Source organism: Methylobacterium sp. A52T (assembly GCF_053346095.1).
This window is the reverse complement of record NZ_JBKFBI010000041.1, coordinates 20,238-40,479: the sequence shown is the minus strand read 5'-3', so window position 1 is coordinate 40,479 and position 20,242 is coordinate 20,238. Positions and strand designations below refer to the sequence as shown.

Here is a 20,242-nt window from a genome sequence, read left to right as displayed (position 1 = left end):
GGCCCCGCGGCACGGGCGGGTCCCCGCCCCCCCCCCGCCCGGGGCCCCGGGCGGGGCGGCCCCCCGGCCCGTCCGGACTCAGTTCTTCAGGGCGACCGTGAAGTCGGCCTCGGTCTTCCCGCGGATCTCGTCCTCGGTGACGCCGTCGGCGAGCTCGATGAGCCTCATGCCGCCGTCGCCCTTCTTGTCGATCTCGAACACGCCGAGATCGGTGATCACCAGGTCGACCACCTGCGTGCCGGTGAGCGGCAGGTCGCAGGCCTTGAGCAGCTTCGGGCTCTCGGTGCCGTCCTTGTTCTTGGCGACGTGCTCCATCACCACGACCACGCGCTTCACGCCGGCCACGAGGTCCATGGCGCCGCCCATCCCCTTCACCATCTTGCCGGGGATCATCCAGTTGGCGAGATCGCCGTTGCCGGCCACCTGCATGGCGCCGAGGATCGACAGGTTGATGTGCCCGCCGCGGATCATCCCGAAGGAATCCGCCGAGGAGAAGTAGCTCGTCGTCGGCAGAGCGGTGATCGTCTGCTTGCCGGCGTTGATCAGGTCCGGGTCCTCCTCACCCTCGTAGGGGAAGGGGCCCATGCCCAGCATGCCGTTCTCCGACTGGAGCTGCACCGACATGCCCTCGGGGATGTAGTTCGACACCAGCGTCGGGATGCCGATGCCGAGATTCACGTAGAAGCCGTCCTCCAGCTCCTTGGCGGCGCGCGCCGCCATCTGCTCGCGGGTCCAGGCCATCGTTCTCGCTCCCTTCCCGTCCGATCAGTGCGTGCCGCCGCCGGCCGCCGCGGCCGGGGTGCTGTCGCCGCGCTTGCGCGTGGTGCGCTGCTCGATGCGCTTGTCGCGCTGCCCGACGTCGAGGATGCGCTTCACGAAGATGCCGGGCGTGTGGATCGTGTCCGGATCGATCTCGCCCGGCTTCACGAGGTGCTCGACCTGCGCCACCGTCATCTTGGCGGCGGTCGCCATCATCGGGTTGAAGTTGCGCGCGGTCATCCGGTAGCGGAGGTTGCCCTCGGTGTCGCCCGTGTGGGCGTGCACCAGGGCGAGGTCGGCGAACAGGCCGCGCTCCATCACGTAGGACTCGCCGTCGAACTCGCGGACTTCCTTGCCCTCGGCGACCTTGGTGCCGACGCCGGTCTTGGTGAAGAAGGCTGGGATGCCGGCGCCGCCGGCGCGGATCCGCTCGGCCAGCGTGCCCTGCGGGTTGAACTCGATCTCCAGCTCACCGCCGAGGTACTGCCGGGCGAACTCCTTGTTCTCGCCCACGTAGGACGAGATCATCTTGGCGACCTGGCGGGTGTCCAGGAGCTTGCCGAGACCGACCCCGTCGATGCCGGCATTGTTCGACACGACGGTGAGGCCCTTGACGCCGGAGAGGCGCACCGCCTCGATCAGCTCGTCGGGGATGCCGCAGAGGCCGAAGCCGCCGCACATCACCATCATGTCGTCGCGCAGGAGGCCGGCCAGGGCCGCGGCGGCATCCGTGTAGACCTTCTTCATCGAACCGTCCTTTTCCCGCCGGACCCGACCGGCCGAAACCTCGGGACGCGCGTGTCCTCGCGCCTGCTCTCCCCGATTCCGCGCGCGAAATCCAGTGGTGCACCGCACCGGCCGGCGCGGTCCCGGTCGATCCGTAACCGGCACTGCGCTGGGGAGGGCAGGGCGGCCCTGCGCGGGCGCGGCAGACAAAACCGGCCGGGGACGCTAAGTTGCCCATTCGACGTGCAGACCCTGCCGGGCCGTGGCAGCCCGAGGGGCCGGCGCGGCGCCCGGCTTCCGGCCACAGCCGCCGCCCTCTCGGAGCATGATGTCGCTGCGCCGCCCGATCTTCGTCCTCGCTCTCGGGAGCCTGATCGCGGCCGGCCTCGGCCTGCGCGACTGGCCCCTGGAGGATGGCCGGGCCGCGGCCTTCGCCCGCCGCGCCTTCGACGCCTACGGCCTCGGGCTGACGCTGCAGGGGCCCGCGCGCCTCGCGGTGCTGCCCTGGCCGCGCCTGACCCTCGACCGCGTCCGGCTCGCTGCCGGCTCCGACGGCCCGGTCCTGGCGGATGAGGGCCGCCTGACCATCGATCTCGACCCGCTGAGCCTCCTCGGCGGCCGCGCCGCGGTGAGCGGCCTCCGCCTGGAGGGCGCGCGGCTGTCGGACGACCCCGCCGGCTGGGAAGCCCCCCTCGCGCGCCTCGCCGAGCAGGCGCGGTCCGGCGAGACGGCCCGGCCGCGCCGGATCGTCGTGCGCGACGCGCGCCTCGCCGGCGGCGACACGGCCCGGGACATCGACCTCGACATCGCGTGGCCGCTCTGGGGCAAGGCCGCCGAGGGCCGCGCCAGCCTCATCTGGCGCGGCGTGCCGACCCGGATCGCCCTCAGCCACCTGCGTCCGGCCGAGATGGCCCAGCGCCGCGGGAGCCCGTTCACCGCGGAGATCACGTGGCCGGACGGCCGCCTCGCGGCGGACGGAACGGTGGCGCCGCCGGCGGAGGGGGGCTCGCTGCCCGTCATGTCCGGGCAGGTCCGGTTCGAGACGCGATCCCTGCCGGGGAGCTTGGCCTGGATCGGCCGCGATGTGCCGCTGGCGCCGCTCGCCGGCGCCTTCTCGGTCGACGGCCGGTTCGAGACGGGCGAGCGGTCCGTCTCGTGGCCGAGCCTGCGCATCGGCCTGGGTCAGAACGTGCTCGAGGGGGCCGGCGCCGTCGCGTTCGGGCCCGGCAAGGCGCCGCGCCTCTCGGTGCAGGCGACCCTGGCGGCCGAGACGCTCGATCTCACGCCTCTCGTCGCGGATCTGTCGCGGCTCCTCGACAGGGCGCCCGCGTCGATCGCCCTGGCGCCCTTCACGCGAGGCGACCTCGACCTGCGCCTGTCGGCGGCCGAGGGACGCGCCGGCGCGGTCCGGGTGCAGGATCTGGCGGCGAGCGTCCTGGTGCGGGAGGCCGCCCTGGAGGTGGCGGTCAACCGGGCCCGGATCCAGGACGGCACGTTCAAGGGGCGCGTCAACCTCACGAGCGGGTCCGATCCGGCCGCGACCGAAGTGCGCACGCAGGGAAGCCTCGACCGCGTCGACCTCGGCGCGCTGCTCGGCGAGATCGGCGCGGCCCGCTGGGTGGTGGGGCCCGTGCAGGGGCATTTCGCCCTCGAATCCAGGGCCCGGGACACGGTCGGATTGCTGGCGCACCTGAACGGCCGGGCCACGCTCGCCATGGACGGTGGTGCCATCGCGGGCCTCGACCTCGCCGACGTGATCCACCGCAACGGCGCGGTGGCGTCCGGCGCCCTGGCGCGCCGCAACGGCCGGACGGCCTTCGAGCGGGCCGTGGTGACGCTGCGCTTCGCCGACGGCGTGGGCGAGATCGCCGAGTCGGGACTTCTGGGCCCGAGCGTCGGGGCGACCCTGCACGGTCAGGTCTCGCTGCCGGAGCGTCGGCTCGACGCCAAGGGCGACCTCGTCCTGCGTCCGCCCGGCGATTCCTCCCGCGGGATCCTGTTCGCGGTGACGGGGCCCTGGAGCGCCCTGACGGCTCAGACGACCGCGCACAGCGAGATTCCCGACCCGGTCGGCCGGTACGGGGGCGCGATGCTCCCCGACCCGCTCAAACTGCCCGCCACGCTCGGCCTGCCCGGCAACGCCCGCGCGTACGCGCCGTGACCGCGGCGCCATGGCGCCGGCTCCGGCCAAGCTCTAAGATCGGGCCTCGAACGCCTTCATGATCCCCATGCGCCGCCTGCTCATCGAGGAACCCGTGACCCGCGCGGGGCCGCTGGCCCGGCGGCTCGCCGTGTTCTCCGTCATCGCTACCGGGATCGCCCTGGTCCTCGTCCGGGATCCGCGCTCCGACACGGACGCCGCCCTCGTGGCCCTCGTGGCCGGGCTCGGCGTCGCGCTGCTGGCGGCCGCGGCCGCGATCTTCGCCTTCGTGCGGGTCTGGCGCGAGGGCGCCCGCGGTCTCGCGGCCGCCCTCGCCGGACTGATCCTGGCGCTGGCGGTTCTCGGCTACCCCGCCTTCCTGGGCCTGCGCGGCCTGCGTCTGCCCGCCCTGTCGGACATCACCACCGACATCGACAATCCGCCGGCCTTCTCGCGCTCGCGGGCGGCCTTCGCGGCCCGCGGCGGGCGCTACCCGGCGGACCCGAGCCCGGCTGCGCGCGAGAGCCAGCGCGGCGCCTACCCGCAGATCGCGCCGCTGACCCTCGATATCGGCGCCGACGAGGCCTTCGAACTCGCCCGGCAGGCCGCCCTGAAGCGGCACTGGCAGATCGTCGAGGCGATCCGGCCGGGCGGCCGGACCGGCAATGGCCGGATCGAGGCCGTGGCGCGGGGGCTGATCCTCAACCTGCCGGACGATGTCACCGTGCGCATCCGCCCTCGCGCGGACGGGGCGCGGATCGACGTGCGCTCGGCCTCGCGGCTCGGCAGCCGCGATTTCGGCAGCAATGCCGACCGGATCCGGGCCTATCTCGACGACGTCGCCAACCTCGCCCTCGCGGTGAAGTGAGCCGCCGCGCCTCTCAGGCCGGCGCGTAGGTGCCGTCGAGCCGGGGGGCGCCGTCGCAGGACGCAAGCCCGCGTCCGACCAGATCCTCCAGGTGGGCGAAGACCGACAGCGCTGCCGCGCCGCGGAGCCGGGGATCGAGCCCCTGGTAGATCGCAGCGACGATGTCGGCGATCCGCCCGTCGCCGGCGGCCAGCCGCGCGCGGATCGCCGCCTCGCGCTGGCGGCGATGCCCGGCGAGCCCGCGGAGGAACCGGGCGGGCTCGCGCACCGGCCCACCATGGCCCGGCCAGTAGACCGTCTCGTCGCGCCCGCGCAGCTTGTCGAGGGAGTCCATGTAGGCCCGCATCGCGCCGTCGGGCGGCGCCACGATCGTGGTCGACCACGCCATGACGTGGTCGCCCGAGAACAGCGCCCGCGCCTCCGGCAGCGCGAAGGCGAGATGGTTCATCGTGTGCCCGGGGGTCTCGACGGCCACGAGGGTCCAGCCCGGGCCGGACACGGCGTCGCCCTCCACCATGATCCGTTCCGGCGCGTGGGCGCGGTCGGCGCTCGCGTCGAGCATCGGGGTCTCCGCCTCCGACAGGGCCCGCGCGGCCCTGTGCGGCGCGCATCCGACGATCGGCGCGCCGGTGCGCGCGGCGAGCAGCCGTGCCCCGGGCGAGTGATCCCGATGGGTGTGGGTGACCACGATGGCCTCGACCCGCTCGGTGCCGAGATCCCGAAGCAGCGCGTCGACATGGGCCGGATCGTCCGGGCCGGGATCGATCACCGCGACGCGCTCCTGGCCCACCACGTAGGTGCAGGTGCCGCTCGCCGTGAACGGGCCTCCGTTCGGCGCGACCCGCCGGCGGATCAGCGGCGCGACCCGGTCCAGCTGGCCGGCCGGAGGCATCGACGGATCGAAGGTCAGGGTGGTCTCGTCGGTGTCCGCCATCACGATCCCGTGCGATCGATGCGGCGGTTCCTTGGACGGTTCGCGGCCGCGTGGCAATCGCCCTCGGGGCCTAGGGGACGGGAGGCCGCGGCGCGAGGCATTCTGGGATGGCGGCAGGACCTGCCCGCCGTCCTGCCGGTGATCCTGATGCAGGGGCGATCCCGTCCGGCGCCTGTGGAGGGACGCGGAAGGGGTCGCGTCCGCTCCGGGGTCGCGCGCGTCCCGCGATCAGTCTTGCCGCGATCAGTCTTGCCGGCGCAGTTGCCGCGCGCGCACGCGGACCGGTACGGGCGCCGGTGCCGGCATGAGACCGAGTGCGGCCGCGCGCAGGGCGTCGCCGGCCCTGTCGACGATCTCGGTCACGCGCGCCGCCATCGCGGCGGCCTTCGATCGAACGGCACTCTTGGCAGATTGCAGCATCGCAAATCCCGGATCGAGCCTTAAGACCTATCTTCGAACGCTAGCGCCCCTGTCTCGTTCCGTCACCCCATGTCGCGGCCGGCGCTCGCGCCCGCGGGGACCCACAGGACTTCGCAATGGGGGCGGAACCGGAGCGAAACCTTGGCGTTTTCGTGTTCAGAACGACGCGGCCCGCCCGCGTTGGTACTTTCTAAGGATACGAACCATGCTCGGTTGGGCCGTAACTTTTCTCGTCGTCGCTCTCGTGGCCGCTCTGCTTGGGTTCGGCGGCATCGCCGGCACCGCCATGGAGGCGGCCAAGCTGGTGTTCTTCGTGGCGATCGTCCTGTTCGCCATCTCGGCCGTCGTCGGTCTGATGCGGGGCCGTTCGCCGACACTTTGACGGAGGGCCGGAGCGGCCGGCCCCGTCCAGCGGGCCGTCGCACGGACCCACGGAAGAGCCGTCGCCGCAGGGCGGCGGCTTTTTCCATCGCGGCGCTGCCATCGCGCGCTGTTGCAGGGGTGGATTGTCCCGATCACGGGACGAGCGGTTTCAGGCCTTGCGGTCAGCGCTGTCGAGCTTGGCGATCAGTTCGGCGAAGCGATCGGGTACGGGCTGCTGCGTGACCGTGTCGTACATCGCGCGCAGCTGCGCGGCGATGCGGTTCCGGGTCTGATCGCTGAGGCCGCCCCTGCTCCTGGCGCGGTCGGACGGGTCGGAAGCGGCCGTGCCGCCGGAGCTGTTCTCGGACTCCGACGAGTGATCCGAAGCGGTCTCGACGTGCGGATCGCGCGCGCGAAGACCTGCCTCCTTTCCCTGGTCCACCATCAACACGCCCCTTGTTGCCGAAGTCGGCCCGGCCGCATTGTGCTGCGGCTCGACATACGCCATGGCTGCGCCGGCAACGCCTGCGCGCCGGCATCGGTTCCGCTGGGGGGTGGAACGGAGTGCGGGCCTCCGCGTTGGGCGGTAGGCTGCGCAGGACAGAAAGCCGGCCCCGGCAGGCCCTCGGTGACGGATCGAGGCGCTCGCGGCCGGGCAACACGGCGAGGCACAGGGGATCGAATGTCGACATCGCAACTCGTGGTACAGCACCTGCCGTACCTGCGCCGCTACGCGCGCGCGCTCACGGGTAGCCAAGTGGCGGGTGACGCGTACGTCGCCGCCACCCTGGAGACCCTCGTCAACGAGCCGGACACGCTCGGTCGCAGCACCAACATCAAGGCCGACCTGTTCCGCGTCTTCACGCGGATCTGGAACTCGCTCTCGGTCAACGGCCGCAGCGAGCAGGTCCAGCACGACCTGCCGGCGGAGGTCCGCCTCGGCCAGATCACCCCGCTGCCGCGCCAGGCCTTCCTGCTCTCCTGCCTCGAGGGATTCTCCGAGGAGGACGCGGCGATCATTCTAGGCGTCGACGTGTCCGAGGTTCGCGACCTCGTGGACGAGGCCGGTCGGGAACTCGCCGCCGACATGGCGACCGAGATCCTCATCATTGAGGACGAGCCCCTGATCGCGATGGATCTGGAGGCGCTGGTCGAGGGTCTCGGCCACAACGTCATCGGCGTCGCCCGCACCCGCACCGAGGCGATCAAGATCGCCGGCGAGGGCAAGCGCCCCGGCCTGATCCTGGCCGACATCCAGCTCGCCGACGGCTCCTCCGGCCTCGACGCCGTGAACGACCTCCTGAAATCCTTCGAGGTGCCGGTGATCTTCATCACCGCCTATCCGGAGCGCTTCCTCACCGGTGAGCGGCCCGAGCCGGCGTTCCTGATCGCCAAGCCGTTCCAGCCCGCCAACGTCTCGGCAGTGATCAGCCAAGCGCTGTTCTTCCAGCAGACCGCCCGTCGGCGGGAAGCCAAGACGGCCTGAGATCCGGCCTGAGGTCAGGCTTGGCGGTTCGCGCCCGGAGGTGACCCGGGGCGCCCGCGACCGAGAGTGGTAACAACGAAAAAGCCCCGGCGTGAGCCGGGGCTTTTTCGTTGTCGGTCCACCCGCCCTCGTCGGCCGCCGCGCACAAAAAAACGGGCCGGAGAGAGCTCCAGCCCGTCGCGAAGGTTCCGGCCGATGCACAAGGGGAATGCGGGGAGGACCAGGTGGCCGGGTGCACAGAGAACGGGTGCCGGCGCGGGAGGTTCCAGAACGGGCGCTTTTTCGTGAGGCGTGATTTTTTCGCAACGGGCCGGGGCTGTGGATAGCGGGCGTGCGCCGCCGCACCAACGGCCGGGCTGCGTTCGAATACTCAGGCTTCGTAGACGCGAGACAGTCTAGGAACCTGCGATTGCAGGGCGCGTTGTACGAACATCCTGTCAAGCTCTCGCAATGAGGTCGGGGCGATGCTGCGGTCTGGTTTCATCCTGGGCGTGAGTGCTCCTGCGGCTCTTCTCACCGTTCTGGTCCAGCCGGTGGTTCGCGACACGGCGGATCGGTGGACGATGCCGGTCCCGACCGCGCAGACCATTTCGGCGCCGCTGCCGGGGATGCGCCCCGTGTCGCTGTCGATCAGCCCGACGCGGGTGGCGGGGGTGCAGCGCCTCGAGAGCCGGAACGCCCCGGTGGCCGGCGAGGCGCAGGATCTGGAGATCAAGCCGATCCTGCGGCAGCCGCCGCGGCGCATGCGCGAGGGGTGCGAGGCGGCGCTGAGCTCCCTGGTCGGTCCCGAGGCGCGCCGCATGACCCCCGGCCGCTGCATTTCCTGATCGGCGCCGACAAGGACCGGAAATCAGAAGGCCCCGCCGTCTCGGCGGGGCCTTCTGCTGTGTGGACCGGCCCAGGATCGCGATCCGCGGCCGAGGCCTCAAACGAAAACGGCGCCCGTCCCGAGGGACGCGGCGCCGCTACGCGGTACGGAGCGGCAGCGGCCTCACTCGGCCCGGCCGGTTCCCGTGGACTGACCGCCCTTGCGGCCGGCGGACGAGGCGAGCTCACGGTCCTGCGAGAAGGAGCGCTTCTCGGCCGGCACGCTGCGGCCGCCCTTGCTGGCGATCTCGCGCTGCCGCTCCAGGTCCATCGAGGCAAAGCCTCGCTTCGAGGTCGAATTTCCGGACGCCATCAGTTCCTCCTCAGGCTTCGCTTCACCCCGCAACAACCTTCAGCAATAACCAAGGTTCCTGTCCCGAGACCTGCTCAAGCTTCCGACAGCTAAGCTTGGCAGCAACCCCGACTTGTGTGCCGCGTTGGTCGACATTCGACCTTGGTTGAAGTCCGCGTCGGGTCCGACAGGCCCGGAGGCCCGGCGACTCGTCCGGGCGGACGGCGCGGCCTCACGGCACGAGAGAAGGGTTTTCGCGCATGACGAACCGCAACATGGTCAAGGATGCCGCTCCGGGGGCACCGGCCACGCAGCCCAACACGCCACCGCTGCCGCCGATGCCCGCGCCGGAAGATTCCGCCACCCCGACAACCCGCGAGGAGCCGACGGATTCGCCGCACCTGAACGCCAGTCTCAAGCGCGACGCCCCCCCTCCGGGCGGACAGGGGCTCTCGACGAAGCGCTGAGCCGGGCGAGGGCGTTCTCAGGTCCGGCGCCGGTGCGCGAGGCGTGTCAGGCCCGCGACGAGAAGGGCGATCGCCAGGATCGTGACGATCCCGGCCACCGTCAGGATCCGCTGGATGAGGGGCGTGTAGACGCCGCGCGCGGCATCGTAGCCGTAGCAGAGCAGGGTGAGCCGGTCGGCGATGCTGCCGACCCGGCCCTCGCCGGCTTCCGTCAGGGCGAGGCGCAGGTCGCGCCCGGTCAGCGCCAGGGGCGACAGCACACGCGCCACCCGGCCGTCGGCGGTGAGGAGAAGCGCCGCCGCGGGATGCGCGAAGCTGTCGGTCCCGGCATCGTAGACAGCTTCATAGCCCAGCGCGCCGGTGAGGCGCGCGAGCGCGGAATCCGACACGATGAGCGCCCGGGGCCGGACGGATCCCGCCCGATCCCCGAGCGTCTCGGCCAGCATGCGCCGCGCGGCCGCGGCGTCGTCGCGGGGATCGATCCCGACCAGCACGAGGGCGTAGTCGTCGATCGGCAGGCCGGTGGCCGCCAGCGCGTCCACCGACAGGGACAGCATGGGGTCGCAGACATTCCCGCAGGTGTAATCCACCGGCAGAAGAAGGGCCGCGCGGCCGCCCAGGGCCTGCCCGAGGGTGGTCGGCCGGTCGGTGCGCGCGTCGGTGGCGGCGAGGTCGAGCGGGGTCCGGGCGCCCGGGGGCGGCGCGACCGCGACGCGGGCGAGGTCGGCCTGGACGAGGCGGGCCGCTGCCGGCTCCGGCGACAGGACGAGGCACAGTGCCAGGAGGGCGCCGAGACCACACCGACAGGTTGCGTCGGGTGCGGGGCTGGACAAGTGCCTGACGAACCGCATGGATAAGCGGGCCCGTCCGGCCCCGCCGTCCTGGGCGTGAGACCCGTCGCGGAGCCCCCGAATGACCCTCGACACCGAGGTTTCCTCCCTGAAGCAGGTGCCGCTGTTCCGCGAGGTGGAACCGGCGCGCCTGAAGCTCCTGGCCTTCACCAGCGAGCGGGTGCATTTCGAACCGGGGCAACGCTTCTTCGCCCGCGGCGACGTCGCGGATGCGGCCTACGTGATCCTCTCGGGTACGGCGGACGTCAGCATCGACGGTCCCGCCGGCCCGGTGCGGCTGGCGCTGCTCGGCCAGGACGCCCTCGTCGGTGAGATGGGCATCCTGGCCGAGCAGCCCCGCTCCGCCACCGTGACTGCGCAATCCGCGGTGACCGCCCTGCGTATCGACCGCGGAGTGTTCCTGGAGCTGCTGGCCCAGTTTCCACAGATCAGCATCGCCCTGATGCGCGTGCTGGCGCTGCGGCTGGAGCAGACCAACCAGGCGCTGGCCGAGAGCCGGGGCTGATCATCCCGCGTAGGTGATGAATTCCAAAAGCGAGCCGTCGGGATCCCGGAAGTAGACGCTGATCCCCGCGCCCGCGGCGCCGTGCCGCTCCACCGGACCGAGTTCCACCGGGACCCCGGCGGCCTCGAGATGCGCGATGGCGGTCTCGATCGCGCCCGACCAGCGGAAGCACAGGTCGCTGTTGCCCGGCTGGACGGGTTTCGCCGCGACCGGTACCGGCTCGACGCCCGGCCCGTGGCAATTGAGCTGGACGCCGCCGAACCGGTAGGCGAAGCCGGGACCGCGCTCGAGGATCTCGGCACCCACCACGTCGCGGTAGAAGGCGTTCGAGCGTGCCCAGTCGCTGACGTGGATCACGCAGTGATCGAGGTGTATCGCCGGGCTGAGCGGGACATCGGGAGCGACCGTCGCCTCGGTGGGAAGAGTTTCGGTCTCGGCCATCGTTCACCTCCGCTCAGGGCGCAGTAGAGCACCGCTGCGATTCAGAATTAGGGCGCAACCGTGGCCGTGGGAGCGGCCCGCGCACGGCCGGCTGCGGCGCAAAAGCTACATCGTCACGGGCGCAGAGACGGTAGGCATGGCGCGACGACCGTATCCCGCACGACAGGACCTATGATCGCCACGCTTCCCTCGGCCTGGAGCCGCCTGCGCCGGATCGTTCTCTCGCGAATCCTCCTCGCCGTCGTGGCGATCGCGCCCCTCGCGGCCTGCCAGACCCGTCCGATCCAGGTCGCCCAGGACGACGAGGCGGCGTGGTACGTCGGCAGCAAGCCCGACAAGCCCTTCGACATTCCGCTGGTCGACACCCAGCGCCTCGATCCGAAGTACCGCCGCCAGCAGGTGAGCTACAACGGCCCCGAGCAGCCCGGGACGATCGTGGTCGACATCGACAAGCGTCAGCTCGTGCTGGTCCAGGCCGACGGCACGGCGATGCAGTACGGTGTCGGCGTCGGCAAGGCCGGCTTCTCCTGGAAGGGCGAGGCACGGGTCGGACGCAAGGGCGTCTGGCCGGACTGGAGCCCGACCGTCACGATGGTCTCGCTGCATCCCGACCTGCCGCGCACCCGCAAGGGCGGCCTCGACAACCCCCTCGGCGCGCGCGCCCTCTACCTTTACCAGGGCAACCGCGACATCCTGTTCCGCATCCACGGCACCAACGAGCCCTGGAGCATCGGCGAGCAGATGTCGTCGGGCTGCGTCCGGATGCTGAACGAGGATATCGCCGACCTGTACGAGCGCGTGCCGGTGGGCACCCGCGTCCTCATCAAGCGAAACGGCAAGTACCGGACCTGACCGGGCAAGTACCGGACCTGACCGGGCAAGTACCGGACCTGATCGGGCGAGGCGCGGATTCCTGGCCGGTCAGCCGGCCGGCGTCCCCGCGGCGGCCGCGTCGCGGACCTCGCCGGAGACCCGCTTGGCGAGGCGGTCCAGAGCCGCGCGATCCAGATCACCCCGATCCGGGCCGCCGGGGGCCGCGGTCGGCTCCCCCGGTCGGCCGTCCGGCCCCATGCCGTCGCTGGCCAGCACCGCGGCGGTGGTCAGGCCCCGACTGGTCCGGTCCGTCGGCCTCTCCGGGCCGATCGCGAGGCCGGCCCAGACGAGGAGAGCCGCGCACAGGGCCAGGCTGGCCAGCAGGGTCTTGAGGAAGGTCATGTTACATAACGAGCGGCTCCGGGCCGTCGTTCCGTTGCCAAGCTTCGCTCCGACGGGCGGAACGCTTTGGCAACCACCGCGGTCGAAACTCGGCATCGCGCCCGCGAGGCCGATTCGGTCGCCCGGCAAATTCGCCACATTGGCCGGGCACCGTCGCGGCCTCGACGCCCCCGTCACCAGCTGACTCGCCACGCGCGTGGACATTCCCGCTATGATCAGACCGATGCTCGCCCTGCTCCTCCTCTGCGGCCCCGCGGCCGCGGCCGGGACGGTCAGCGGCCCCGCGACCGTGATCGACGGTGACACGATCGAGGTGCAGGGCACGCGTATCAACCTCTACGGTATCGACGCTCCCGAGACCGCGCAGCGCTGCGAGACCGCCAATGGCCAGGAGTATCGCTGCGGCAGCAAGGCCGCGCAGGCCCTGCGCGCGCGGATCGGCGGCGGCGCGGTCACGTGCGAGCGGCGGGAGGGCGGCGTGCCCGGCCGCGTCACCGGGATCTGCCACGTCCACGGCGAGGACCTGTCCGCCTGGATGGTCGGGCAGGGCCTGGCGCTGGCCAACCGTCAAGTGACGGCTCCCTATATCCGCCAGGAAGGCCACGCCTGGGCGACCCGCCGCGGCATCTGGGCCGGCACCTTCGAGAAGCCGGCCGACTGGCGCCAGGACCGGCGCCGGGTCGAGGCCGCGGCCGGCACGAGCGCGGCCGACTAGCGGAGCGGGCGGCTCAGGCCGTCGCGTCCTGTCCCTCGGTGAATTCCCGCCACAGCAGGACCAGGGCGGCCATCACCGCCGGTCCGAGGAACAGGCCGAGGAGCCCGAAGGTCTCGACACCGCCGAGGATGCCGAGGAGCACCCACAGGAAGGGCAGCTTGGTCGTGCCGCCGATCAGCGCCGGGCGGATGAAGTGGTCGGCCACGAAGGTCACGACGAGGCCCGCCGCCGCCACCACGAGAGCCGCCGTCACCGACCCGGCCGCCACGAGGAGGAGCGCCGCGATCGCGATGGCCACGGCGGCGCCGAACGGGATCATCGCCGCCACCGCCGTGAAGGCGCCGAGCAGGACCGGGTGGGGCACGCCCGCGAAGTGGTAGACGATCCCGAGCACGAAGCCCTCGCCGAGGCCGACCAGCACCAGCCCGTCGACCGTGCCGTGCACGGAGGCCACCATCTGGCGGGCGACGCGCTCGCCGCGCGGCCCGAACAGCCGGTGGCAGGCGGTGAGCGACTGGTCCCGCACCGTCCGCCAGTCGCGGAACAGGAAGAACAGCGCCACGAGGCTGAAGCCGAACAGGACGATGCGGTGCAGCACCTCGCGGCCGACATTGCGGGAGGCCCCGAGCACCGAGTGGTTCTCGAACCGGCGCAGCAGGTCGGAGCCCGCCTGCGCGTGGCCGAGATTGTCGTTCCACCACGCGGTCGCCTGCGCGGCGCCGTAGGGCAGGTGCTGCAGGAATTCCGGCGCCGGCACGCCGTTCGCCTCCGCGTTCCGAACGAACTCGGCCACGTCGTGGGCCTCGCGGGCGGCCTGGATGCCGAGGATCGCGAGCGGCGCCAGGAAGACCAGCGCCACGGCCGCGGTCATCATCGTGGGCAGGAGGATGTTGTGCTTGCCCGGCGGGAAACGGTGCTCGAGCCGCTGGTAGACCGGCCAGAGGGCGATCGCCAGGACCACCGCCCAGGCGAGCGCCGGCAGGAACTCGTGCAGGATCCAGAGGCCGAGCGCCGTCAGGGTCAGGACCAGCAGGACCCGGGCCGCTCCCTGGGAGCGCGCGCGCTCCTGCGGCGGCAGGGGCGGCGTCTCGACGCGCGCCGGCGGGGCGGCGGGCTTGGTGATCGGTGGCATCCGTCTGGTCTCCTGAGGACGCGCCTCGTCTCGCCGTCAAGCTAGGGCCGGCGCGTCCGGAGCGTACGCGCGTCCCCGCACCCGGCGGCGCACGCCTGTGGACAGGCGCTGAAACGCCGGGGAAGCGCCGCGGTTGCCGCTTCTGACACCCTCGTGTAGAGGTCGCCGCCATTCGACCGGGCCGCGTTCCAGGCCCCGTCCACGCGTAGGGCGGCCGCCCGGGCGGCGAGGGGGCTCCCGCACGACCGATCCGGAACTCGAACAGCCCGCGAGAAGACATGTCCGACGAGCCCGCCCACGGCAGCGCCACCTTCGAGCGCGTGGCCGACATCATTGCCGAGACCGCCGACATCCCGCGGGACAAGATCACGCCCGAGAGTCACGCCATCGACGACCTCGGCATCGACAGCCTCGCCTTCCTCGACATCGCCTTCGCGGTCGACAAGGCCTTCGGGATCAAGCTGCCGCTCGAGCGGTGGACCCAGGAGGTCAACGAGGGCAAGGTCCCGGCCGAGGAGTACTTCGTCCTCAAGAACCTGTGCGCGCGCATCGACGGCCTCGTGGCCGAGAAGGCCGCCAAGGTCTGAACCGAGGCCGATCCGACCCGTCATGCGCCTCGAATACTTCGAGATGATCGACTCCGTGCGGCTCCTCGACAGGGCCGCCGGCCGCATCGAGGCGCTCGCCCGCGTGCCGATGGCGAGCCCGGTCTTCGAGGGCCACTTCCCCGGCCACCCGCTCGTGCCGGGTGTGCTCCTGACCGAGACGATGGCCCAGGCCTCCGGGTACCTCGTGCTCGCCCATCTCGACTTCGCCCGGATGCCGTTCCTCACCGGAGTCGACAAGGCGCGCTTCCGGTCCTTCGTCGGGCCCGGCGCGGACCTCCTCGTCACGGCGACCCTCGAGCACGACGGCTCGGGCTACGCGGTGACCAGGGCGGCGATCAGCCACGACGGCAAGGCGCTGTGCGACGCGGAGCTCCGCTTCCGCACCATGCCGTTCCCGGACGGACTCGACGCGCCGATGCGCGAGCGGGCGCGGACGATCGGCCTGTTCCCCGATCCGGCTCCGGCCGAACGCGAGCCCTGAGCCAGCCATGAGCCAGCCATGAGCCGCCCCGTCGTCGTCACCGGCCTCGGCCTCGTCTCCTGCGCGGGCGAGGGCGTCGACGCCCACTTGGCCGCCCTCGCTGGGGAGGCGGCCCCGCGCACCGACAGCGAGACCTTCGCGCCCTATCCGGTCCATCCGGCCCCGGCGATCGTCTGGGACGGCCAGATTCCCAAGCGCAGCGACCAGCGCCAGATGGAGGCGTGGCAGCGGCTCGGCGTCTACGCCGCCGGCCTCGCCCTCGACGAGGCCGGTGTGAAGGACGACGCCGCGTTCAAGCAGGCGCTCCACCTCGTCGTGGCCGCGGGCGGCGGCGAGCGCGACTACGCGGCGGACGGAGCGATCCTGACCGGCCTGCGCGACGCCGCCGATCCGGGCGCCTACCTGAACGAGCGGCTCCAGAACGATCTCCGCCCGACGCTGTTCCTCGCCCAGCTCTCGAACCTGCTCGCCGGCAACATCGCCATCGTGCACGGGGTGACGGGCGCCTCGCGCACGTTCATGGGCGAGGAATCCGCCGGGGTCGACGCCCTGCGGATCGCCCAGGCGCGGGTGGAGTCGGGCCAGATCGACGCGATCCTGGTCGGCGGCTCCTACAGCGCCGAGCGGCCGGACGTTCTGGTGATCCACGAGATGGGCGGCTACCTCGCCCGCGACGCTTACCGCCCGGTCTTCGCGCGGGGCGAGGCCGGTGGCGGGGCGGGCGGGTTCATCCTCGGGAGTTGCGCGGCCTTCCTGATGCTCGAATCCGCCGCCCACGCCGCGGCGCGCGGCGCCCGCGCCCTGGCCCGGCTCGAGCCGGTGGCGAGCGATCGGACCCGGCGCGCGCCGGGCAGTGTCGCCGGCAGCCTCGAGACGCTCTGGCATCAGGCCGGTCTCTCGGCGCCCGACACCGTCCTGTCGGGCGCTACCGGGGTGGCCCCGATCACCGCGGAGGAGCGCGGCGCGCTGGCGCGGCTCGCACCGGGCGCGCGCCTGCGCGCCCTCGGGGACGTGATCGGGCACGGGCTTGAGGTGGCGGCGCCGTTCGGGGCGGCGCTCGCCGCCGCCCTCGTCGCCGACGGCGGTGCGCGCGAGGTCGCCGTGACGGCCGTCGGCCACCGACGCGGCGAGGGGATCCTGCGCCTCGTCCCGGCCTGAGCGAGCCCGCGTCACGGGGCGCATGTCGGCCGCGTCCGATCGTCCGGTCGGCAGCACAGCTTTCGCGCGGACGCGCCGTATTGAAATCCCCTATCCCGTTGTTCAGGCGACCGTTCCGGCGCCGCTCAACCGGAATTTCCGGTAAGAGTTTCCCGCATCGCTGCGGCGCTGGCCGAGGGAAATATTTCTCTGCGCTTGCCAAAGAACCGCCGGCGGTCTACTTCTACCGCATCGGCACGTGTCCGGATATCTTGGACCGTTACGCCTTCGCAGGGCGGTTCTGACTTTCCTATCGCTATCGGTCGATGCCGGCGCCCCCTCGTTCGGGCGGGCGCCATCTCTCACTATGCCTGCGAAGATCAAGGACTTCCATGAGCACCGGAACCGTCAAGTGGTTCAACGAGACCAAGGGCTACGGCTTCATCCAGCCGGATGACGGCGGCAAGGACGTGTTCGTCCACATCTCGGCCGTCGAGCGCGCCGGCCTGCGCGGCCTGAACGAGGGCCAGAAGGTCACGTACGAGCTGGAGACCGACCGTCGCAGCGGCAAGCAGTCCGCCGGTCAGCTCCAGACGGCCTGATCGCCGTCCTCAGCGTTTCTCCGGAAGCCGCTCCCCCGGGAGCGGCTTCTTCGTATCTGCCATCGTGTTTCTAACCCCCCCTCTGCGGGTGCCGGCCTTCGCCGCACCCGATCCAGGAGTGTCTGTGAGCTTTTTGAACAAGCAGGGTGTCGCCGATCGCCTCGAGACCGCCGCCAAGGCGCGCTCCGAGATGCTGGCCCGGTTCCGGGCCCGCCCGTCCGCCGACGACCCGGCCGTCCTCGCCCGCCAATCCGCCCGCCGCGCGGTGGTCGATGCCCGTGCAGTCCGCGCGGCCGAACGCGCCGCCCAGCGTCAGGCCGAGATCGAGCGCGCCGCCGCCCTCGCCGAAGCGGAACGCCTCGCCGAGATCGAGCGCAAGCACGCCGAGCAGCTGGCCGCCCAGGAGCGCGCCAAGGCCCTGCAGGCCGAGCAGAAGGCCCAGCGCGACGCGCGCTATCTCGCCCGCAAGGCGAAGGCCCAGAAGAAGCGCTGAGGCGCGTTCCGCAGCGATGCCCGTCCAGGAGCTCGGCATGTCCCACAAGTTCAAGGTCGGCGAGCGCGTCTGCCGGCCCCGCCCGGGCATCCCGGGCGACACGGGCGAGGCCGAGGTGTTCGAGATCCTGCGGCTCATGCCGGCGGATCAGACCGGCGAGCCGAGCTATCGGATCCGGACGAAGACCGGCGAGCGGGCGATCCGCGAGGGTGACCTCGTCGCGGCCCCGCAGGCCTGATCCGGGCGCCTCAGAGCGTCCTGAACATCACCAGCGCGTCGACCGGCCCAAGCGTCGGGTGCCGGAAGGCACCCGGCAGCCGGCCGACCACGTCGAAGCCGAAGCTCTCCCAGAGCCGGACGGCCCGGGCGTTGGTGCTCACCACGAAGTTGAACTGCATCGCAGCGAAGCCCCGCGCCCGCGCCCGATCGAGGGCGTGCGCGCACATGGCCCGCGCGACCCCGCGGCCGAGGGCGGCCGCTCCGGTCATGAAGCCGCAATTGGCCACATGGGCGCCCCCGCCCGCCTGGTTCGCGCGCAGGTAATACGTGCCGAGCACCGTCCCCGCCTCCTCGGCCACGAAGGTCTCGCGGTCGGGGCCGGTCCAGTACGCGAGGGCCTCGGCCTCGCCGAGGTCGCGGTCCAGCGCGTAGGTCTCGCCGGCCCGGATGGTCGGCACGATGATGCCGGTGATGGCCGCGTGGTCGGCCGCCTGCGCGGCCCGGATGTGCAGACTCACCCGAATTGCTCCCGCAGGATGCGCTCGTCGAGGCTGTGGCCGGGATCGTGCAGCAGCACCAGCTCGGTGGCGCGGTCGAGGGACGTCTCCACCGTGCAGACCCGGCGGAACTCCGTGTGGTCGGCCACCGCCGCGACCGGGCGGTGGGGCGCGTCGAGGACGTCGATCCGGATCCGGGCGTAGTCCGGCAGAAGTGCGCCGCGCCAGCGCCGGGGGCGGAAGGCCGAGATCGGTGTCAGCGCCAGAAGCTTGGCGTCGAGCGGCAGGATCGGTCCCCCGACCGACAGGTTGTAGGCCGTGGAGCCCGCCGCGGTGGCGACGAGCACGCCGTCGGCGATCAGCAGGTCGAGCCGGACATTGCCGTCGACGGCGATCTTCAGCTTGGCGGTCTGGTGGGTCTGGCGCAGCAGGTAGACCTCGTTGATCGCCCGCGCCCGGTGGGATCGGCCCTCCGTGTCGAGCACGTCCATCACGAGCGGGTGGATGACGCTGCGCTGGGCGTTCTCCAGATGCTCCAGGAGATCGTCGTCGCGGAACTCGTTCATCAGGAAGCCGACCGTACCGCGGTTCATCCCGTAGATCGGCTTCGGGTGGTCCATGAAGCGGTGCAGCACCTGGAGCATCAGGCCGTCACCGCCCAGGGCCACGACGACGTCGGCCTCCTCGGGCGGGACGTGGTCGTAGCGCCGCATCAGGGCGGCCGCGGCCTCGCGGGCGTAGCCGGTCGGGCTCGCCACGAAGGCGATCTTCTGGAAGCGCGGCATGGATCAGGCGCAGCCGCGCAGGCGCGTCGGGATCGCCTCAGGGTTCACGTCACGGCTCCAGTCTGACGAGCGAACCGCCCGGTTGACGTCCTTGCCCGGCATGCGCCTCACTCCGCGAGCACACGCGCAATTGGAGGCATAGCATGGAGCGTCCGCTCCTCGTCTACACCACCTTTCCCGACCTCGCCTCGGCGCTGAACATCGGCGAGGCGCTGGTCCGCGAGCGCCTGATCGCCTGCATCAACGTGCTGCCGGGCATGCAGTCCGTCTACAGCTGGAAGGGCGCGGTGGAGCGCGGTGCCGAGGTCGCCGCCATCCTCAAGAGCCGCGAGGGTCTGGCCGACGCGCTGGCGGTCGCGCTGAAGGCGCGCCACCCCTACGACACGCCGATCATCCTGCATCTGCCGGTCGCCGGGGCGGACGCCGACACGGCCGCCTGGATCCTGGTTGAGACGCAGCCCTGCGGGCCTTCCGGCGCCGGGCCTCAGGCGGATTGATCCACCAGACCGAGCCGCGGCACGATCGTCCCGGGCAAAAGCGTGGCGCCCGGGGCGATCACCGCGTTGGCGCCGACCCGGACCCCGTCGCCGACGAGGGCGCCGAACTTTCGCGCGCCGGTCTCGATGCGTCGCCCGGCCAGCGTCAGGACGATGCGGGTCTCCGGCGCCTCGTTGCGGTGATTGGCGATGACGGCGCCGGCCTCCAGGTTCACGCCCGCGCCGAGCAGGCTGTCGCCGACGAAGTTGAAATGCGCGGCCGTCGCTCCGGCGAACAGGAAGGCGGATTTGAGTTCCGAGCCGGGGCCGACGGTGCAGCCCGTCTCCAGCCAGCAGCCGCCTCGAAGATAGGCCCCCGCTGCCACGCGGCACTCCGGGCCGATGATCGCCGGCGCCTTCACGGTCGCCCCCGCCTCGACGACGGCGCGCCGATGCACGGCGACGCCGTCGGCGACCCGGTATTCCGGGCCGAGACGCGCGAGGTGTGCGCCGATCAGGTCGGCCGCCTCTGCCGTGAGAACCCAGGGGGCGCGGTCGAGCGCCGCGAGCCATGAGGATGGGTAGCCGGCGATGTAGGTTCCGACTTCGGCGCCAGTCGGCGTCATCCGCGCTCCGATCAAATCCCGTTGCCCGCGGGCACGGATGACCTGCCACCCGCCCCTGCCGCGTCGATCGATACTGTCAGGCCCCCGGACGGGGAGCCAGACGCCTGTGGACAAGAGCGGCGCATCGTCGGCGCGGG

At 72.0% G+C, this 20,242-nt stretch carries 29 protein-coding genes; 16 read left to right on the top strand and 13 right to left on the bottom strand.

Annotated features, from left to right (window positions below):
- Window positions 1-78 precede the first annotated feature (78 nt).
- Both ACLBYE_RS12635 and ACLBYE_RS12630 read right to left on the bottom strand, forming a co-directional pair.
- Entirely contained in the window at window positions 79-741 is a 663-nt protein-coding gene (locus tag ACLBYE_RS12635) for a 3-oxoacid CoA-transferase subunit B (RefSeq protein ID WP_042671934.1), read from the bottom strand.
- A gap of 24 nt (window positions 742-765) precedes the next feature.
- Entirely contained in the window at window positions 766-1,506 is a 741-nt protein-coding gene (locus ACLBYE_RS12630) for a CoA transferase subunit A (protein ID WP_447694470.1), read from the bottom strand.
- Window positions 1,507-1,813: 307 nt separating this feature from the next.
- Between ACLBYE_RS12630 and ACLBYE_RS12625 the strand changes: the two genes are divergently transcribed.
- A complete protein-coding gene (locus tag ACLBYE_RS12625) occupies window positions 1,814-3,646 on the top strand; it encodes an AsmA family protein (protein ID WP_447694469.1) in 1,833 nt (610 codons plus the stop codon).
- 67 nt (window positions 3,647-3,713) lie between these two features.
- Window positions 3,714-4,493, top strand: a complete 780-nt coding sequence (locus ACLBYE_RS12620; protein WP_447694468.1) for a DUF1499 domain-containing protein — start codon at window positions 3,714-3,716, stop codon at window positions 4,491-4,493.
- 13 nt (window positions 4,494-4,506) lie between these two features.
- Here ACLBYE_RS12620 and ACLBYE_RS12615 read toward each other — a convergent pair whose 3' ends face one another.
- Window positions 4,507-5,385 (bottom strand): MBL fold metallo-hydrolase, encoded by an 879-nt coding sequence (locus tag ACLBYE_RS12615; protein WP_447694472.1) that lies wholly within the window; start codon window positions 5,383-5,385, stop codon window positions 4,507-4,509.
- Window positions 5,386-5,670: 285 nt separating this feature from the next.
- Window positions 5,671-5,847 carry a hypothetical protein gene (locus ACLBYE_RS12610; RefSeq protein WP_447694467.1) on the bottom strand — a complete coding sequence of 59 codons (177 nt, stop codon included), beginning with the start codon at window positions 5,845-5,847 and terminating at the stop codon, window positions 5,671-5,673.
- A 205-nt stretch (window positions 5,848-6,052) separates the two neighbouring features.
- Between ACLBYE_RS12610 and ACLBYE_RS12605 the strand changes: the two genes are divergently transcribed.
- The gene (locus ACLBYE_RS12605; RefSeq protein WP_007568853.1) at window positions 6,053-6,229 is read left to right on the top strand and encodes a DUF1328 domain-containing protein; all 177 of its coding nucleotides are present in this window, start codon (window positions 6,053-6,055) and stop codon (window positions 6,227-6,229) included.
- 150 nt (window positions 6,230-6,379) lie between these two features.
- Here ACLBYE_RS12605 and ACLBYE_RS12600 read toward each other — a convergent pair whose 3' ends face one another.
- Window positions 6,380-6,718, bottom strand: coding sequence for a NepR family anti-sigma factor (locus ACLBYE_RS12600; RefSeq protein ID WP_447694466.1), 339 nt, complete (start codon window positions 6,716-6,718; stop codon window positions 6,380-6,382).
- Between the two features lie 174 nt (window positions 6,719-6,892).
- Between ACLBYE_RS12600 and ACLBYE_RS12595 the strand changes: the two genes are divergently transcribed.
- Together ACLBYE_RS12595 and ACLBYE_RS12590 are read left to right on the top strand one after the other, a co-directional pair.
- A complete protein-coding gene (locus ACLBYE_RS12595) occupies window positions 6,893-7,696 on the top strand; it encodes a response regulator (protein ID WP_012321915.1) in 804 nt (267 codons plus the stop codon).
- Between the two features lie 563 nt (window positions 7,697-8,259).
- Window positions 8,260-8,523 (top strand): hypothetical protein, encoded by a 264-nt coding sequence (locus tag ACLBYE_RS12590; protein ID WP_447694465.1) that lies wholly within the window; start codon window positions 8,260-8,262, stop codon window positions 8,521-8,523.
- A gap of 164 nt (window positions 8,524-8,687) precedes the next feature.
- Here ACLBYE_RS12590 and ACLBYE_RS12585 read toward each other — a convergent pair whose 3' ends face one another.
- A complete protein-coding gene (locus ACLBYE_RS12585) occupies window positions 8,688-8,876 on the bottom strand; it encodes a con-10 family general stress protein (RefSeq protein WP_010683678.1) in 189 nt (62 codons plus the stop codon).
- 239 nt (window positions 8,877-9,115) lie between these two features.
- Here ACLBYE_RS12585 and ACLBYE_RS12580 point away from each other — a divergent pair, with 239 nt between their 5' ends.
- Window positions 9,116-9,322, top strand: coding sequence for a hypothetical protein (locus ACLBYE_RS12580; RefSeq protein ID WP_447694464.1), 207 nt, complete (start codon window positions 9,116-9,118; stop codon window positions 9,320-9,322).
- A gap of 17 nt (window positions 9,323-9,339) precedes the next feature.
- On the opposite strand, the gene ACLBYE_RS12575 is transcribed toward ACLBYE_RS12580, so the two are convergent.
- Complete coding sequence (locus tag ACLBYE_RS12575) at window positions 9,340-10,155, bottom strand: electron transporter (protein WP_447694463.1); 816 nt, start codon at window positions 10,153-10,155, stop codon at window positions 9,340-9,342.
- Window positions 10,156-10,234: 79 nt separating this feature from the next.
- On the opposite strand from ACLBYE_RS12575, the gene ACLBYE_RS12570 reads away from it, so the two are divergent.
- Complete coding sequence (locus ACLBYE_RS12570) at window positions 10,235-10,678, top strand: cyclic nucleotide-binding domain-containing protein (RefSeq protein WP_020090878.1); 444 nt, start codon at window positions 10,235-10,237, stop codon at window positions 10,676-10,678.
- On the opposite strand, the gene ACLBYE_RS12565 is transcribed toward ACLBYE_RS12570, so the two are convergent.
- Entirely contained in the window at window positions 10,679-11,119 is a 441-nt protein-coding gene (locus tag ACLBYE_RS12565) for a VOC family protein (RefSeq protein WP_020090877.1), read from the bottom strand. It lies immediately after the preceding gene.
- A 171-nt stretch (window positions 11,120-11,290) separates the two neighbouring features.
- Between ACLBYE_RS12565 and ACLBYE_RS12560 the strand changes: the two genes are divergently transcribed.
- A complete protein-coding gene (locus tag ACLBYE_RS12560; protein ID WP_447694462.1) occupies window positions 11,291-11,971 on the top strand; it encodes a L,D-transpeptidase in 681 nt (226 codons plus the stop codon).
- A 69-nt stretch (window positions 11,972-12,040) separates the two neighbouring features.
- Here ACLBYE_RS12560 and ACLBYE_RS12555 read toward each other — a convergent pair whose 3' ends face one another.
- A complete protein-coding gene (locus ACLBYE_RS12555) occupies window positions 12,041-12,334 on the bottom strand; it encodes a hypothetical protein (RefSeq protein ID WP_447694461.1) in 294 nt (97 codons plus the stop codon).
- A 211-nt stretch (window positions 12,335-12,545) separates the two neighbouring features.
- Here ACLBYE_RS12555 and ACLBYE_RS12550 point away from each other — a divergent pair, with 211 nt between their 5' ends.
- Window positions 12,546-13,049 carry a thermonuclease family protein gene (locus ACLBYE_RS12550; protein ID WP_026604576.1) on the top strand — a complete coding sequence of 168 codons (504 nt, stop codon included), beginning with the start codon at window positions 12,546-12,548 and terminating at the stop codon, window positions 13,047-13,049.
- A gap of 13 nt (window positions 13,050-13,062) precedes the next feature.
- Here the strand turns inward: ACLBYE_RS12550 and ACLBYE_RS12545 are convergent, their stop codons facing one another.
- Window positions 13,063-14,181: an AI-2E family transporter gene (locus ACLBYE_RS12545; RefSeq protein WP_447694460.1), complete on the bottom strand. Its 1,119-nt coding sequence runs from the start codon at window positions 14,179-14,181 to the stop codon at window positions 13,063-13,065.
- A 278-nt stretch (window positions 14,182-14,459) separates the two neighbouring features.
- Between ACLBYE_RS12545 and ACLBYE_RS12540 the strand changes: the two genes are divergently transcribed.
- From ACLBYE_RS12540 to ACLBYE_RS12515, 6 genes are all read left to right on the top strand, one after another.
- Entirely contained in the window at window positions 14,460-14,768 is a 309-nt protein-coding gene (locus ACLBYE_RS12540) for an acyl carrier protein (RefSeq protein ID WP_010683687.1), read from the top strand.
- Window positions 14,769-14,790: 22 nt separating this feature from the next.
- Window positions 14,791-15,270: a 3-hydroxyacyl-ACP dehydratase FabZ family protein gene (locus ACLBYE_RS12535; protein WP_091979267.1), complete on the top strand. Its 480-nt coding sequence runs from the start codon at window positions 14,791-14,793 to the stop codon at window positions 15,268-15,270.
- 18 nt (window positions 15,271-15,288) lie between these two features.
- Window positions 15,289-16,428, top strand: a complete 1,140-nt coding sequence (locus ACLBYE_RS12530) for a beta-ketoacyl-ACP synthase (protein WP_447694459.1) — start codon at window positions 15,289-15,291, stop codon at window positions 16,426-16,428.
- 371 nt (window positions 16,429-16,799) lie between these two features.
- Window positions 16,800-17,009: a cold-shock protein gene (locus ACLBYE_RS12525; RefSeq protein ID WP_020090869.1), complete on the top strand. Its 210-nt coding sequence runs from the start codon at window positions 16,800-16,802 to the stop codon at window positions 17,007-17,009.
- 124 nt (window positions 17,010-17,133) lie between these two features.
- The gene (locus tag ACLBYE_RS12520) at window positions 17,134-17,502 is read left to right on the top strand and encodes a DUF6481 family protein (protein ID WP_103984652.1); all 369 of its coding nucleotides are present in this window, start codon (window positions 17,134-17,136) and stop codon (window positions 17,500-17,502) included.
- Window positions 17,503-17,539: 37 nt separating this feature from the next.
- A complete protein-coding gene (locus ACLBYE_RS12515; protein ID WP_447694458.1) occupies window positions 17,540-17,740 on the top strand; it encodes a hypothetical protein in 201 nt (66 codons plus the stop codon).
- A 10-nt stretch (window positions 17,741-17,750) separates the two neighbouring features.
- Here the strand turns inward: ACLBYE_RS12515 and ACLBYE_RS12510 are convergent, their stop codons facing one another.
- Entirely contained in the window at window positions 17,751-18,233 is a 483-nt protein-coding gene (locus tag ACLBYE_RS12510) for a GNAT family N-acetyltransferase (RefSeq protein WP_026604573.1), read from the bottom strand.
- A 2-nt stretch (window positions 18,234-18,235) separates the two neighbouring features.
- The gene (locus ACLBYE_RS12505; RefSeq protein ID WP_020090865.1) at window positions 18,236-19,003 is read right to left on the bottom strand and encodes an NAD kinase; all 768 of its coding nucleotides are present in this window, start codon (window positions 19,001-19,003) and stop codon (window positions 18,236-18,238) included.
- A 143-nt stretch (window positions 19,004-19,146) separates the two neighbouring features.
- On the opposite strand from ACLBYE_RS12505, the gene cutA reads away from it, so the two are divergent.
- Complete coding sequence (cutA, locus tag ACLBYE_RS12500; RefSeq protein ID WP_447694457.1) at window positions 19,147-19,500, top strand: divalent-cation tolerance protein CutA; 354 nt, start codon at window positions 19,147-19,149, stop codon at window positions 19,498-19,500.
- Here cutA and ACLBYE_RS12495 read toward each other — a convergent pair.
- The gene (locus tag ACLBYE_RS12495; protein WP_447694456.1) at window positions 19,488-20,105 is read right to left on the bottom strand and encodes a DapH/DapD/GlmU-related protein; all 618 of its coding nucleotides are present in this window, start codon (window positions 20,103-20,105) and stop codon (window positions 19,488-19,490) included. The two genes, cutA and ACLBYE_RS12495, sit on opposite strands and share 13 nt — an antisense overlap.
- Between the last annotated feature and the right edge of the window lie 137 nt (window positions 20,106-20,242).

Excerpts from the sequence above, each read along its gene's own strand:
- ACLBYE_RS12635 (WP_042671934.1), bottom strand. The coding sequence starts at position 741 with ATGGCCTGGACCCGCGAGCAGATGGCGGCGCGCGCCGCCAAGGAGCTG.
- ACLBYE_RS12630 (WP_447694470.1), bottom strand. The coding sequence starts at position 1,506 with ATGAAGAAGGTCTACACGGATGCCGCCGCGGCCCTGGCCGGCCTCCTG.
- ACLBYE_RS12625 (WP_447694469.1), top strand. The coding sequence starts at position 1,814 with ATGTCGCTGCGCCGCCCGATCTTCGTCCTCGCTCTCGGGAGCCTGATC.
- ACLBYE_RS12620 (WP_447694468.1), top strand. The coding sequence starts at position 3,714 with ATGCGCCGCCTGCTCATCGAGGAACCCGTGACCCGCGCGGGGCCGCTG.
- ACLBYE_RS12615 (WP_447694472.1), bottom strand. The coding sequence starts at position 5,385 with ATGCCTCCGGCCGGCCAGCTGGACCGGGTCGCGCCGCTGATCCGCCGG.
- ACLBYE_RS12610 (WP_447694467.1), bottom strand. The coding sequence starts at position 5,847 with ATGCTGCAATCTGCCAAGAGTGCCGTTCGATCGAAGGCCGCCGCGATG.
- ACLBYE_RS12605 (WP_007568853.1), top strand. The coding sequence starts at position 6,053 with ATGCTCGGTTGGGCCGTAACTTTTCTCGTCGTCGCTCTCGTGGCCGCT.
- ACLBYE_RS12600 (WP_447694466.1), bottom strand. The coding sequence starts at position 6,718 with ATGGCGTATGTCGAGCCGCAGCACAATGCGGCCGGGCCGACTTCGGCA.
- ACLBYE_RS12595 (WP_012321915.1), top strand. The coding sequence starts at position 6,893 with ATGTCGACATCGCAACTCGTGGTACAGCACCTGCCGTACCTGCGCCGC.
- ACLBYE_RS12590 (WP_447694465.1), top strand. The coding sequence starts at position 8,260 with ATGCCGGTCCCGACCGCGCAGACCATTTCGGCGCCGCTGCCGGGGATG.
- ACLBYE_RS12585 (WP_010683678.1), bottom strand. The coding sequence starts at position 8,876 with ATGGCGTCCGGAAATTCGACCTCGAAGCGAGGCTTTGCCTCGATGGAC.
- ACLBYE_RS12580 (WP_447694464.1), top strand. The coding sequence starts at position 9,116 with ATGACGAACCGCAACATGGTCAAGGATGCCGCTCCGGGGGCACCGGCC.
- ACLBYE_RS12570 (WP_020090878.1), top strand. The coding sequence starts at position 10,235 with ATGACCCTCGACACCGAGGTTTCCTCCCTGAAGCAGGTGCCGCTGTTC.
- ACLBYE_RS12565 (WP_020090877.1), bottom strand. The coding sequence starts at position 11,119 with ATGGCCGAGACCGAAACTCTTCCCACCGAGGCGACGGTCGCTCCCGAT.
- ACLBYE_RS12560 (WP_447694462.1), top strand. The coding sequence starts at position 11,291 with ATGATCGCCACGCTTCCCTCGGCCTGGAGCCGCCTGCGCCGGATCGTT.
- ACLBYE_RS12555 (WP_447694461.1), bottom strand. The coding sequence starts at position 12,334 with ATGACCTTCCTCAAGACCCTGCTGGCCAGCCTGGCCCTGTGCGCGGCT.
- ACLBYE_RS12550 (WP_026604576.1), top strand. The coding sequence starts at position 12,546 with ATGATCAGACCGATGCTCGCCCTGCTCCTCCTCTGCGGCCCCGCGGCC.
- ACLBYE_RS12545 (WP_447694460.1), bottom strand. The coding sequence starts at position 14,181 with ATGCCACCGATCACCAAGCCCGCCGCCCCGCCGGCGCGCGTCGAGACG.
- ACLBYE_RS12540 (WP_010683687.1), top strand. The coding sequence starts at position 14,460 with ATGTCCGACGAGCCCGCCCACGGCAGCGCCACCTTCGAGCGCGTGGCC.
- ACLBYE_RS12535 (WP_091979267.1), top strand. The coding sequence starts at position 14,791 with ATGCGCCTCGAATACTTCGAGATGATCGACTCCGTGCGGCTCCTCGAC.
- ACLBYE_RS12530 (WP_447694459.1), top strand. The coding sequence starts at position 15,289 with ATGAGCCGCCCCGTCGTCGTCACCGGCCTCGGCCTCGTCTCCTGCGCG.
- ACLBYE_RS12525 (WP_020090869.1), top strand. The coding sequence starts at position 16,800 with ATGAGCACCGGAACCGTCAAGTGGTTCAACGAGACCAAGGGCTACGGC.
- ACLBYE_RS12515 (WP_447694458.1), top strand. The coding sequence starts at position 17,540 with ATGTCCCACAAGTTCAAGGTCGGCGAGCGCGTCTGCCGGCCCCGCCCG.
- ACLBYE_RS12505 (WP_020090865.1), bottom strand. The coding sequence starts at position 19,003 with ATGCCGCGCTTCCAGAAGATCGCCTTCGTGGCGAGCCCGACCGGCTAC.
- cutA (WP_447694457.1), top strand. The coding sequence starts at position 19,147 with ATGGAGCGTCCGCTCCTCGTCTACACCACCTTTCCCGACCTCGCCTCG.
- ACLBYE_RS12495 (WP_447694456.1), bottom strand. The coding sequence starts at position 20,105 with ATGACGCCGACTGGCGCCGAAGTCGGAACCTACATCGCCGGCTACCCA.